Genomic DNA, 12,528 nt, shown 5'->3' with positions numbered 1-12,528 from the left:
GTCATCCTTTGAAGAGTGAAAACCGCTTGGTCAGCGGTTCAACGTCTTCGCGCGGGCCGAAGAGCACGACCACGACGAAGTCCAGCCCAGCGCCCGTGGCTGCCTGTGTTGCGGCCACTTGCGCGTCGGCAGACCGACCGATCATGGAGGTGGTGAACACGTTGTAGGCGATGTGCGTGCTGTCCATCGCGACCGATAGCAGGGTCTGCAGTTGGCTGCTATTTTTGGCCTCAAGGATGATGAACGGCGATTCATCCACCTTGGCTGAGAAACCGGTGGCTTGATTGGGGTAGTCGAGCAGGCGTCCGACGTGCGTGCCTTTGCCCGACATGCCGAATGCGGCATGTGCGAGCGCGTTGAGGATCAAGGGCAGCGGATGCCGTTGGTTGACGACTGCGACGAACTTTTTGTCGTTGTTTTCGTAAGCCATGTTGGTGCGTTTGCAGGCCCCTCAGAGGGGCATTGAGACCGTGTGGTCCAACGCCCCGTCCACGAAGGGGCGTGCTTGGGCCACATCCATATGAATTGGGTCAGAGGCTGTTGGCGGGGCTTGCCTCCTGTTGCACGTGACGTGCATTCAACTGGGCTGGCGCGCGTGACATGCTGAGCAGGACGTGGCGAACCATGGCACCGATTCCCCAGAGCTCGCGTTCTTCCATGCCGGCCGAGTTGCCGCTGTCGATCGCGCGCTGCCGTTCGTAGATTGCCCGCGGCCAACCGCTTGTGCTGTGCCCGACCGCTGCCACCAGGTGGTGCCAGTCGTGTGCTGGCAGGTCACCCACCAGCACAGCCAAACGCATTGGCACATGGAGGCACAGCGTGCGGGTCCACCAAGCCAGCCAGGTTCGTACCGATGCCGGCACGCCATCTGTGCCGGGAACGCGCTCCCCGCTGAAGCGGCCGTGGCACCGCTGTGCGTAGGCATGTGCGTTGGCGCCGGGCGCCTCGCCCATCAGCCAGACGTGCTCGGTCGCGAACTGCAGCAGCGCGCTGATCTGGTACAGGATGGTCAACGGCAACCAGAGCGCCAAGCACGTCGCAACCATCCCGTACTGCAAAGGCACAAGGATGAAAATCAACGTCATCCACGCGACGGCAATGGCGCGCTCAAGAGGTGGCCGGCGCAGATTCGACATCAGCCGTGCCTTGAGGAACCAAAGGTGATAGCGCAGCGAGACGAGCGTGATGAACAACGCCCGGTTCAGCTCGTGGAGCGGCCTGCCTGGTCGGACGCCGCAGGCATAGAGCAGCGCGGCGTCCGAGTCGTCCAATGTTGTGAATATCGTGCGGCGGTGATGGTCTAGGTGCTCTTTCTCGTACTCCGCTTCGTTTTGCGACAGCGCGAAGATCGTCAGACCACGAGCAGCATAGGCGTTAGCTTTGCTGCGCTGCTTGAACAGCGTGCCGTGGATTGCGTGATGTCCGTACACGACCTGAGCTTTCCTCAGTGCTCCGGTCAAGTAAAGAGCGAACACGGGCGTCATTGCGTAGCCCGCCAGCACGAGCAATGGACTGTCTGCCGTCAACAAATTCAAGTGCAGCGCGCAGACCAGCGCTGCCATGGTGACGTCCAACCCCATCGCCAATGTGGCTGGCAGGCACACGAGCGGTTGCTCGTATGGCAGTGGCTTACCTGTTAGGCGTGTCCAGAAAGGCTGGGTCCAGGAGGGAAAGCGCAAATAGGATTCTCTGACGGACAAATGCCGCTTGCTGGCAGCGAACAGCAAAGGGTCAACCATGTGCGAACCTCGGTGCGTGCGGCGGCGCGACTGGCTGCGGCGGCGGGCCGATGGGTTCTCGGCGCGCGTGCGCGCGCAGCTCCGGCCGCGGGCTGTCGTTGTGTCGACATAGCTGCGTCGGCCGGAATCGCGTTGCGTGCCGGATGGGAGCGCGTTGCGCGGTACGCGGCCGGACGGATCGGCGTCTGACCGCGTGCAAAGGCGCGTCGTGGCGGACGCGCCGGGGCGCTGCTGCAGGCCGTCTACTGGAACACCTCGTCGGGAATCGGCGTCAGTGGCTCAAAATTGCGCGCGGCCAGGAACTCCGGCCGTGGTGGCCGGGTAGGCTTGGGCAGGTTCTTGACGCTGTTGTAGGAAATGAATGCCACGCGGCGGTCGAACGGCGAAATGTTGACCCCCGATGCGTGGAACAGGTTGGCGTGAAAGACGACGCAGTCGCCGGCCTTGCCCTTGGGCGCCTCCATGCCGCACTGCTGCACGAGCTTGCGCAGGACGCCGCGGTCGACCGTGTAGCGCAGCTTGGCAGTGGTATTGCTGAGCCAGTCGCTTTGCTGGTCGTAGGCCGCAATCGTGTGCTTGATGCTGTCCAGGAAGCCCGCGTTGTGCGAGCCGGGAATGAGCGTCAGCGGCCCGTTGAACTCGGTCACGTCGTCCAGGAAGACGGCGATCGTGAGGAACTCCGGTTCCGGCAGTTCGTCCTCGCGGTGGTAGAACGTCATGTCCTGGTGCCACTCCCAGACATCGCCCACGAACGCGGCTTTGATGTTGAGCTTGAACTGGTGGACATAGACGTCTTGCCCCAAGACCTGTTTGGCCGCGTCGAGCAGCACGGGATGACGGCACAGGCTGGCAATCGCTTCGCTGCGCAAGTGGGTGCCATGCAGCCCACGCACCGTGATGCCATCCTGCTCGGTCACGCGCCCAGGGTCGTCGAGGTCGAGTGCGCAGGCTTCAGCTGCTTCGTGCAGGACCTTCAACGTGGGCTCGCTGACCACGTTCCGCAGGATGCAGTACCCCTTGTCCTGGAACTGCCGCTTCAAGTCTTCATTCAGCATGTTGTGCTCCGATTCGCTTGTACGTTGCGTCAGGCGCGTATGCGCGCTCAGGCCGTGGCGGCGTCGGCCAGGACGGTGTCCTGCGCAGCAGGCAGGTGGCTAGCGAACTCGTCGAGCGCAATATTCCAGTTCTCGGCGTATTGCTGCGTCAGGCGCAGCATGTGGCGTTGCTTTTCTTCGGTATCGGCGATGGCGGTGGTGCCCGTGTCGTCGTCGCTGACCGCCTTGTGGTGTTCGACCTCGGCATGGATGTGCGAGTCCATCCACACAAATTGCTCGGGGCGCGTGAAGAGGCGGTTGCCGTCCACCACCGCCTTGGAGAACACACGCTTGAAGGCCACCGTGATGTCCAGTGCAATGGCCTCCACCACGCGCAACTGCACTGCCGCACCCAGCGGCTCGTGAATCAGCGCGCGCATATTGGCAATCAGCTGTCTCGCGCCCGCGCCCAGCATGTCGGTCGTGTCGTTGTCGGGCGCGCCGACTGCATTCTTGAGCGGATCGACGATGGAGCTTTCCCACCAGGCGTAGTGCATGCCATCCGGCCCTTCGGGTGCCACCTCGCGAAAGACCGGCATCAGGTTTGACAGATCGTCACCAATGACGTGGAAGATGGTCTGGATCGCCTTGAGCAGGTTGCGATTGGGCTCGGTCTGCGCATCTGCGTCGGCGGCCATCACGCCCAGCCCGGCGATGGAGGTGAACATGAACGCCTTGGTCATCTCGCGCCAGCCATGGGCAATGCGCAGCGCTGGGAGGGGCTCGATTGACTTGACCGACTTGGCCTGCACGAAGAACCGGTTGGTTTCGCGCGTGAGCTGTGCAGACTCGAGGCACTCGGTAATCAGCGCTTCAAAGCGGATCTGGGCGTTGTGGCTGGCGTGCGCGGCGGCTTCGGCGCCATGGATTTGACCATTCATGTGATCAGAACTCCGTTCATGGTGAGGGACATGAAAACTGCAACTGCAGTACAACCGGCGCACACCCAGACAACGCCCCAGGCTCGGCGCCAGCGCATCAAGGGCGGCTGGCACGTACCTGGGGCGGGACAGTTCAGAAAGGTCCTTTGCGCAATCTGGCTATAATCATTGTCATGGTCGTCAATGTTGACACCAGTGTCAAATATAAAAAATGGTGGAGGTCTAAAAGACGATGGCCATGGTTCGGCAGTTCGATGAGGAAGCTGTGCTCGGCAAGGTGCTGGAGCTGTTTTGGGTCAAGGGCTGGCAGGCGACCTCTATGGCCGACTTGGCGGAGGCCACTGATGTTCAGCGCGGCTCCCTTTACCACGCGTACGGAAGCAAGGAGCACCTCTTTCAGCTGGCGTTCGATCGCTACGCGGAGCGCGTCCTTGCCGAGTCGCGGCAGGCGCTGGACGCCCCATCTGCGCGTCTCGCGCTGGAGCGTTTCTTTGACGTGTCCATCACCAGCATGACGGCCGACATGCCGCCGCGAGGCTGCTTCACGACAAAGACGGCGGTGGAGAGTGAGGTGATTGGGGAGGTCATGCAGAAACGCGTGCGTGACCTTTTGGAGCAACTGGAGGCGGTCATTGCCGAAGCGCTGTCTCACGATGCCCTGCGAGCGTCGTTGGCTGTGCCGCCTGACAGGGCTGCACAGGCCATCATTGCGTTCACGCGCGGGCTCGCCGTGATGGAACTCATCTATCACGAACCATCGCGGTTACGTGAACTGGCGGCACTTCAGATCATGCTGCTTGTTGGGGCCGTAGCGGACGACTGACGGGTCTCCGAACTGAATCCCGCGGTAGCAAGCTATAAAAGATTGCTGCGCGCGCGCGGTGCCCTGGGTACCGCTGTCTGCGTTTCGGCGGTGGTATGCACTGACCACCTAGGAGGCCACGCCTTTGGTTGGCCCCCGCCGATTTGTGCGATACGAGATTTAACTGGTCCGGGAGTTACCGATAGAGCAGCTACTGGCAAGGGCCGAGGCGATTCGCGGTCGCGGTGCACCTTCGATATCTTCTAGCCTACTTCGCTATTTTCTAATTCCCCTCGCTACATCGACACACACTATGTGACGGCCATAGCGTACGCCTAATCGATAGATTAAGACAATTAAATTAAAATTCTGATAGCGCGATGATAGACTGCCTTCCATGGTGAGCCGATCGCTCATCGATCATCACCATGGAGCCCGCCATGCCTGTGCGTCTTGGTTCGACCGCCGTTGCGACCGTGCTGGAATGGCTCGCTGCCTATGGTGAATCGCATTGACCTCACTGATTTGCGAAGCTGCCCCGGCTTACGGTGCAAGCATCAAGAAAGCGCGGGGTTTGAAGTCATGCAATCGCAGCAAGGTACGCGGCGCAAATTGCGACGCCGCGCATCAGTTGCAAGGAGAAAAGATCGTGGCGATGGTGCGGATGTTCGTTTCGGAATGGCAGGCGTTTGCGGGCGCGGCACGGGGCTCGCACACTGCCGAGCACGCCCGCCTGCAACGCAAGTGGGTGCGCAAGCAGATCGGCCTGACCATCGTGGCCGCCGGCGCCATCATCGTGTTCTTGCACGGCATGGTGCAACTGACGGCCTGACTGCCTTCGTCATAGGCGGGTGCCACAATCGGAACTTGTCGCGCTGGCGGCAACCGAACGAAATGCTCGAAGCACGCGCGGTCCGACTCTACCCGGGTTAGACATTCGCGTTTTTTCTCACCACTTTTTCAGGGGAATCCAGATGGCCAAGAAGAACAGCGGCGCCGCTGCCGCAGCACAGATCAACATCGGTATTGCCGACAAGGACCGCAAGAAGATCGCCGAAGGCCTCTCGCGCCTGCTGGCCGATACCTACTCGCTTTACCTGAAGACGCATTACTTCCACTGGAACGTGACCGGCCCGATGTTCAACACGCTGCATCTGATGTTCGAGACGCAGTACAACGAGCTGTGGAACGCCGTCGATCCGGTGGCCGAGCGCATCCGCGCGCTGGGTTACCCGGCACCGGGCTCGTATTCCGAATTTGCCAAGCTGTCATCGATCCCGGAATCGAAGGGCATACCCGAGGCGATGGATATGGTGCGCGAGCTGGTGGCTGGCCACGAAGCCGTGACGCGCACCGCCCGCAGCCTGTTCCCGGACGTCGACAAGGCGGCCGACGAGCCGACCGCCGACCTGCTCACGCAACGCATGGACATCCACGAAAAGACCGCGTGGATGCTGCGCTCGCTGCTGGCGTAAGAACGCCTGGGCAGGCGTTTCGCCGCGCGATGGCAGATGTTTCGACCGCAGCAAATTTCCCCCTCCCGCCAGCCTGCCGCGTAGCGGGTGGGGCTGCATCCCCCCCAACGATCAACGAGGAAACCATGACTTCCGAAGCCAAATGCCCGTTTCCCGGCCATGCAGCCGCTGCGTCTCAAGCCGTCGGTGGCGGCATGACCAACAAGGACTGGTGGCCCAATCAACTGCGCGTTGATCTGCTGAGCCAGCATTCCGAGAAATCCGATCCGCTCGGGGCGAAGTTCGATTACCGCAAAGCCTTCAAGTCGATCGACTACGACGCCATCAAGGCTGATCTGCGCCGCCTGATGACGGATTCGCAGGACTGGTGGCCGGCAGACTTTGGCCACTATGGTCCGCAGTTCATCCGCATGGCCTGGCACGCCGCTGGCACCTACCGCACGGGCGATGGCCGCGGGGGCGCCGGTCGTGGCCAGCAACGTTTCGCGCCGCTCAATTCGTGGCCCGACAACGTCAATATCGACAAATCGCGTCGACTGCTGTGGCCGATCAAGCAGAAGTATGGCCAGCAGATCTCGTGGGCCGACCTGCTGATCCTGACGGGCAACGTGGCGCTCGAAACCATGGGCTTCCGCACCTTCGGTTTTGCCGGCGGCCGCGAGGACACCTGGGAACCTGACAACGACGTCTACTGGGGCGCCGAGAAAACCTGGCTCGCGCCGACCAACAACCCCAACAGCCGTTATTCCGGCGAACGCGATCTCGACAACCCGCTCGCCGCCGTGCAGATGGGCCTGATCTACGTGAACCCGGAGGGTCCGGACGGCAACGGCGATCCGATTTCGGCCGCGCGCGACATTCGTGAAACCTTCGCCCGCATGGCGATGGACGACGAGGAAACCGTGGCATTGATCGCGGGTGGTCACACCTTCGGCAAGACGCACGGTGCGGGTGCGGCAAGCCACGTCGGCCCTGACGTGGAGGCCGCACCGCTCGAAGCACAGGGCCTCGGCTGGGCGAGCACCTATCAGTCCGGCAAGGGCGCCGATGCGATCACCAGTGGGCTGGAAGTCACCTGGACGCGAACGCCCGCGCAATGGAGCAACGACTTCTTTGAGAACCTGTTCAAGTACGAATGGGTGCAGGAGAAGAGCCCGGCTGGCGCGTTGCAATGGGTGGCCAAGGATGCCGAGGCGATCATTCCGGGCCCGACGCCCGATTCGCCCAAGCGCCGCCCGACCATGCTGACCACCGACCTGTCGCTGCGCTTCGACCCGGCCTACGAAAAAATTTCGCGCCGCTTTCTCAACAACCCGCAGGCCTTTGCAGAGGCCTTCGCACGCGCCTGGTTCAAGCTGACGCACCGCGATCTCGGTCCGAAGTCGCGCTACCTTGGCCCGGAAGTGCCGCGTGAAGACCTGATCTGGCAAGATCCGCTGCCCGCCGCGACGCACAAGCCGAGTGAGGCCGACATCGCCGACCTCAAGGCGAAAATCGCGGCCTCGGGCCTGTCGGCCTCTGAGCTGGTGGCCGTGGCGTGGGCGTCTGCCTCGACCTTTCGCGGTTCGGACAAGCGTGGCGGTGCAAACGGCGCGCGCATCCGCCTGGCGCCGCAGAACGATTGGGCGGTCAACCAGCCGGTCGCTGGCACGCTGGCCAAGCTGGAAGCGATCCAGCAGGCCTCAGGCAAGGCGTCGCTGGCCGACGTGATCGTGCTGGCAGGCAGCGTGGGCATCGAACTGGCCGCCAAGGCAGCCGGCGCGACCGTCACGGTGCCGTTCACGCCGGGCCGTGTCGATGCAGTGGCCGAACAGACCGACCCGGTTGCGATGTCGGTGCTCGAACCCATTGCCGACGGCTTCCGCAACTATCAGAAGGCCAAGTTCGCGGTGCCGGCCGAAGCGCTGCTGATCGACAAGGCCCAGTTGCTGACACTGACCGCACCCGAGATGACGGTGCTGCTCGGTGGCCTGCGCGCGATCAACATCAACGCGGATGGCAGCCAGCATGGCGTTTTCACCGGCACGCCGGGCGCGCTGACCAACGACTTCTTCGTCAACCTGCTCGACATGGGCACCGAATGGAAGGCGGCCGGCGACATCTATGAGGGCGTCGATCGCAAGACGGGGCAGCTCAAGTGGACCGGCACGCGCGTTGATCTGGTGTTTGGCTCGAACTCGATACTGCGCGCACTGGCCGAGGTGTATGGCAGCGCCGACGGAAAGACGCGTTTCATGAGCGACTTCGTGGCAGCCTGGGTCAAGGTGATGAACCTGGACCGTTTCGATCTGGCCTGATCCACTCAGCTGGAAGGAATAAAATGGCGCCTTGCCTCGTGCAGGCGCCATTTTTCTTTGGTGATTCCCATGCAGTCGTCCGCCGCCCAACCCAGCCGCCTCGTGCTCTATGCGCGCCTGATGCGCATCGACAAGCCGATCGGCACGCTGCTGTTGCTGTGGCCGACACTGTGGTCGCTATGGATGGCCGCTGATGGGCATCCGCCGCTGTCGCTGGTGGCGATCTTCACGGTCGGCACCTTCCTCATGCGCTCGGCCGGCTGTGCTGTCAACGATTGGGCGGATCGGGATTTCGACAAGCACGTCAAGCGCACCAAGGAACGCCCGCTGACCGCCGGCCTGATTGCGCCGTGGGAGGCGCTGGCCGTGGCTGCCGTGCTGTCGCTCATCGCCTTCACGCTCATCCTGCCGCTCAATGCGCTGACCAAGTGGATGTCGGTGGCGGCCATCGTGATTGCCGGCACGTACCCGTTCTTCAAGCGCTTCTTTGCCATTCCGCAGGCCTACCTGGGTATTGCGTTCGGCTTCGGCATTCCGATGGCGTATGCCGCCGTGCAGGATCAGGTGCCGGTGCTGGCGTGGCTCATGCTGATCAGCAACGTGTTCTGGGCCGTCGCCTACGACACCGCCTACGCCATGGTCGACCGCGATGACGACCTGCACATCGGCATCAAGACCTCGGCCATCACCTTCGGGCGTTTTGACGTGGCGGCCATCATGCTGTGCTACGTGGGCTTCTTCGGGATCATGGCCTGGGCCGGCCACGTGATGGCGCTGGGCGTGGCGTTCTGGATCGGGCTGGCGGCCGCTGTGGCGCTGGCACTTTGGTATTACCCGATGCTGCGCACGCGGGATCGGATGAAGTGTTTCTTTGTCTTTCGCCACAACAACTGGCTTGGGGCTTGCGTGTTTGTTGGCGTTGCCGCTGCTTACGCGCTGCGCTGATGCTCAGGCTGGGCGCTTGTGGTGCATCCCTTGTTTCATCCCCTGCNNTGGCGAAAGACTCCTTGAATTTGTGTAACCGAGCGGAGAAGGAGGCAAACTCGCTGCGCTCAGACAAGCCTCCTTCTTTTTTCCGCTCGCTTACAAAAATTCAAGGCGCCATCAAGGGCACAACGTCAAAACACAAAGGCCAACCCCTCGCGAGGTTGGCCTTATCGTTTTGGCTGTTGCCCAGATGGTTTGGCCTTTGACTTTCCTGCCCTATGCGGCGCCTTGAATTTCTGTTGCAAGGAGGAAAAAGGAAGGGAAACTGTTTGAGCGCAGCGAGTTTTTCCCTTCCCCTCCTTGCGACATAAATTCAAGGAGTCTTTCGCCGCATTGGGCGCGCTTTTCTTTGCTTACTTTCTTTGGCAAGACAAAGAAAAGTAGGTCAGCCCCGGCAGGGGATGAAACAGGGGATGGACCACAAAAAAAACAGAGCCAATAGCCCACCCCCGCAGCAACTCAATCCCGCCCAAACTCCTCACCCATTTCCCTCCCACGCGCAGCGGCAGCATGCATGGCACGCACGAAGGCAGCCTTGACGCCCGCACCCTCCATCGAAGTCAGCGCCGCGTAGGTCGTGCCACCCTTGGACGTCACGCGCTCGCGCAACACTTCCACCGGCTCGCTCGACTGGCCGGCCAGCGTGGCCGCGCCGATGAACGTTTCCACCGCCAGCGCGCGGCCATCTTCGGCAGACAGGCCCAAATCCTGCGCCGCCTGCTGCATCGCCTCGATGAAATAGAACACATAGGCAGGGCCGCTGCCCGAGATAGCTGTCACTGCATCGATCTGTGCCTCGGCAGGCACCCACAGGCTCTTGCCGACTGCGTTGGCGATGGCACTGGCGGTGCTGCGGTCAGCTTCGGACAGGCCGGCGTTGGCTGCGAGTCCGGTCATGCCGAGGCCAGACAGGGCAGGCGTATTCGGCATGGCGCGCACGATGCGAGTGTGGCCGCCGAGCCAGCGCGACAAGTCTTGGATGCGGATGCCGGCCGCGACCGACAGCACCAGGCTGTCGCCCAGATGCGGCGCGAGTTGCGCACATACTTCACGCATCTGCTGCGGTTTGACGGCCAGGACGATCACGTCGCGGTCGGCCAGCTCAGTGCCGGGCGCGGCGGCAACGCGGGAGCCCCAGGTTTGCTCGGCGCGGGTGCGGGCCGCGTCAGTCGGGTCCACCACCACGATGTTGGCGCCGTGCGCGCCCTTGGCAATCAAGCCGCCGATGAGAGCCGCCGCCATGTTGCCGCCGCCGATGAAGCCGAATTTCAGAGTGTCGAGCATGAGAGTGGTGGGGTGAAGAGAGACAGGAACAGGAATTCAGGCCGGCGACTGCGCATAGTGCCGCGCGCCGAAGATGGCGCTGCCGACGCGCACGATGGTGGCGCCCTCGGCAATCGCGTCTTCCAGATCGGCAGACATGCCCATCGACAGGGTATCGAGCGCGATGCCGGCCTCGCGCAGCCGATTTGCCAGGGCCTGCAGATCGGCAAAGGGCTTGCGCTGGGCAACCGGATCGTCGGTGGGTTCGGGCACGGCCATCAGGCCACGCAGCCGCAGGCGGGGTAGGGTGGCCACGGCACGCGCCACGGCCAGCACCTCGTCGAAGTCCGGCAGCAGGCCATGCTTGCTGGCCTGCCGGCTGATGTTGATTTCCAGGCAGACCTGCAAGGGCGGCAGGGTGTCGGGGCGTTGGGCAGACAGGCGTTCGGCGATCTTCAGGCGATCGATGCTGTGCACCCAGTCGAAGTGCTCGGCCACCGAGCGCGTTTTGTTGCTTTGCAGGGGGCCGATGAAATGCCAGCCGATCGGGTCGGGGCCGGTGCGCAGATCAGCCAGCGCGTCGATCTTGGCGATGCCTTCCTGTACGTAGTTTTCGCCAAAGAGGCGTTGCCCCGCAGCATGCGCGGCACGCACGGCATCGGCATCGAACGTCTTGGAAACGGCCAGCAATGTGACACCGGCAGGATCGCGCGAAGCCAGTGTGCAGGCCGTTGTGATCCGTTGACGCACGGCTTGCAAGTTGGCGGCGATTACAGACATAATCCGGCGACGTTTGTTACAAATAAACAAGGTTCCGGCACGCCTTTTCAAGGGCCCGGAGCGCGTCTTGGGGCGACATTGCGACGCCAAGGCGACATAAAAAAGTCGGGGGTCATTATAGATGGACATCGCGCAGCTTCTGGCCTTTGCCGCCAAGAACAAAGCGTCCGATTTGCACTTGTCGGCCGGACTGCCGCCGATGATCCGGATTCACGGTGACATGCGCCGGATCAACGTGCCGCCGCTCACGCACCAGGATGTGCACGCCATGGTGTACGACATCATGAGCGACGGGCAGCGCAAGGTGTACGAAGAAAACCTGGAAGTCGACTTCTCGTTTGAGATCGCGGGGCTGTCGCGTTTCCGGGTCAATGCCTTCAATCAGAACCGCGGCGCCTCGGCCGTGTTCCGGACGATTCCGTCCAAGGTGCTGACGCTGGACGACCTGAAGGCGCCCGCCGTGTTTGCCGATCTGTCGATGAAGCCGCGCGGCCTGGTGCTCGTCACGGGCCCGACCGGTTCGGGCAAATCGACCACGCTGGCAGCGATGGTGAACCACCGCAACGAAAACGACATGGGCCACATCCTCACGGTGGAGGACCCGATCGAATTCGTGCACGAATCGAAAAAGAGCCTGATCAACCAACGCGAGCTCGGGCCCCATACGCACTCGTTCGCCAACGCGTTGAAGTCGGCACTGCGTGAAGACCCGGACGTGGTCCTGGTCGGCGAATTGCGTGACCTCGAAACGATCCGCCTTGCGCTCACCGCCGCTGAAACCGGGCACTTGGTGTTCGGCACGCTGCACACCAGCTCGGCCGCGAAGACCATCGACCGGGTCGTCGACGTGTTCCCGTCTGACGAGAAGGAGATGGTCCGGACCATGCTTTCCGAGTCGCTGGAAGCGGTGATCTCGCAGACGCTGCTCAAGACGCGCGACGGCTCGGGCCGGATCGCTGCGCACGAGATCATGATCGCCACGCCCGCTATCCGCCACCTGATCCGCGAGAATAAGATTTCGCAGATGTACTCGATGATGCAGACCAGCAGCGGTATGGGCATGCAGACGCTCGACCAGTGCCTGTCGGAGCTCATCAAGCGTTCGGCGATCAACTACGCGGACGCGCGCGCCATCGCCAAGAATCCGGACGCGTTCGCCAACTGACGCATTGACGGTCGCCGCTGCGACCTTTCATCGATTTCTTAGGAG

12 protein-coding genes are annotated in these 12,528 nt (G+C 62.5%); 6 read left to right on the top strand and 6 right to left on the bottom strand.

Annotated elements, in window-relative coordinates:
* Position 1: 1 nt before the first annotated feature.
* The 4 genes from B4F51_RS16825 to B4F51_RS16810 form a co-directional block, all read right to left on the bottom strand.
* Positions 2 to 430, bottom strand: coding sequence for a DUF2000 family protein (locus tag B4F51_RS16825; RefSeq protein ID WP_296227397.1), 429 nt, complete (start codon positions 428 to 430; stop codon positions 2 to 4).
* 100 nt (positions 431 to 530) lie between these two features.
* Entirely contained in the window at positions 531 to 1,562 is a 1,032-nt protein-coding gene (locus tag B4F51_RS16820) for a stearoyl-CoA 9-desaturase (protein WP_296227395.1), read from the bottom strand.
* Positions 1,563 to 1,981: 419 nt separating this feature from the next.
* On the bottom strand, positions 1,982 to 2,794 hold the full coding sequence (locus B4F51_RS16815; RefSeq protein ID WP_296227393.1) for a phytanoyl-CoA dioxygenase family protein: 813 nt from the start codon (positions 2,792 to 2,794) through the stop codon (positions 1,982 to 1,984).
* Positions 2,795 to 2,841: 47 nt separating this feature from the next.
* Complete coding sequence (locus B4F51_RS16810) at positions 2,842 to 3,714, bottom strand: DUF6202 family protein (RefSeq protein ID WP_296227392.1); 873 nt, start codon at positions 3,712 to 3,714, stop codon at positions 2,842 to 2,844.
* Between the two features lie 238 nt (positions 3,715 to 3,952).
* On the opposite strand from B4F51_RS16810, the gene B4F51_RS16805 reads away from it, so the two are divergent.
* The 5 genes from B4F51_RS16805 (at position 3,953) to ubiA (ending at position 9,233) form a co-directional block, all read left to right on the top strand.
* On the top strand, positions 3,953 to 4,537 hold the full coding sequence (locus B4F51_RS16805; protein WP_296227391.1) for a TetR/AcrR family transcriptional regulator: 585 nt from the start codon (positions 3,953 to 3,955) through the stop codon (positions 4,535 to 4,537).
* Between the two features lie 628 nt (positions 4,538 to 5,165).
* Complete coding sequence (locus tag B4F51_RS16800; RefSeq protein ID WP_296227389.1) at positions 5,166 to 5,348, top strand: hypothetical protein; 183 nt, start codon at positions 5,166 to 5,168, stop codon at positions 5,346 to 5,348.
* A 142-nt stretch (positions 5,349 to 5,490) separates the two neighbouring features.
* On the top strand, positions 5,491 to 5,991 hold the full coding sequence (locus B4F51_RS16795) for a Dps family protein (protein WP_296227387.1): 501 nt from the start codon (positions 5,491 to 5,493) through the stop codon (positions 5,989 to 5,991).
* A gap of 125 nt (positions 5,992 to 6,116) precedes the next feature.
* Positions 6,117 to 8,288: a catalase/peroxidase HPI gene (katG, locus tag B4F51_RS16790; protein WP_296227384.1), complete on the top strand. Its 2,172-nt coding sequence runs from the start codon at positions 6,117 to 6,119 to the stop codon at positions 8,286 to 8,288.
* Between the two features lie 69 nt (positions 8,289 to 8,357).
* Positions 8,358 to 9,233, top strand: a complete 876-nt coding sequence (gene ubiA, locus B4F51_RS16785) for a 4-hydroxybenzoate octaprenyltransferase (protein ID WP_296227382.1) — start codon at positions 8,358 to 8,360, stop codon at positions 9,231 to 9,233.
* Between the two features lie 501 nt (positions 9,234 to 9,734).
* Here ubiA and proC read toward each other — a convergent pair.
* Entirely contained in the window at positions 9,735 to 10,559 is an 825-nt protein-coding gene (gene proC / locus B4F51_RS16780) for a pyrroline-5-carboxylate reductase (protein WP_296227379.1), read from the bottom strand.
* A 36-nt stretch (positions 10,560 to 10,595) separates the two neighbouring features.
* Positions 10,596 to 11,318, bottom strand: coding sequence for a YggS family pyridoxal phosphate-dependent enzyme (locus B4F51_RS16775; RefSeq protein ID WP_296227377.1), 723 nt, complete (start codon positions 11,316 to 11,318; stop codon positions 10,596 to 10,598).
* A gap of 121 nt (positions 11,319 to 11,439) precedes the next feature.
* On the opposite strand from B4F51_RS16775, the gene B4F51_RS16770 reads away from it, so the two are divergent.
* Positions 11,440 to 12,483 (top strand): type IV pilus twitching motility protein PilT, encoded by a 1,044-nt coding sequence (locus tag B4F51_RS16770; RefSeq protein ID WP_296227375.1) that lies wholly within the window; start codon positions 11,440 to 11,442, stop codon positions 12,481 to 12,483.
* The last annotated feature ends 45 nt before the right edge of the window (positions 12,484 to 12,528 follow it).

The sequence above is a fragment of the Ralstonia sp. UBA689 genome (genome assembly GCF_002298975.1).
Classification (GTDB): Bacteria; Pseudomonadota; Gammaproteobacteria; order Burkholderiales; family Burkholderiaceae; genus Ralstonia.
Note: the sequence above shows the minus strand (reverse complement) of the source record. Positions and strands in the feature narration are given on the sequence as shown.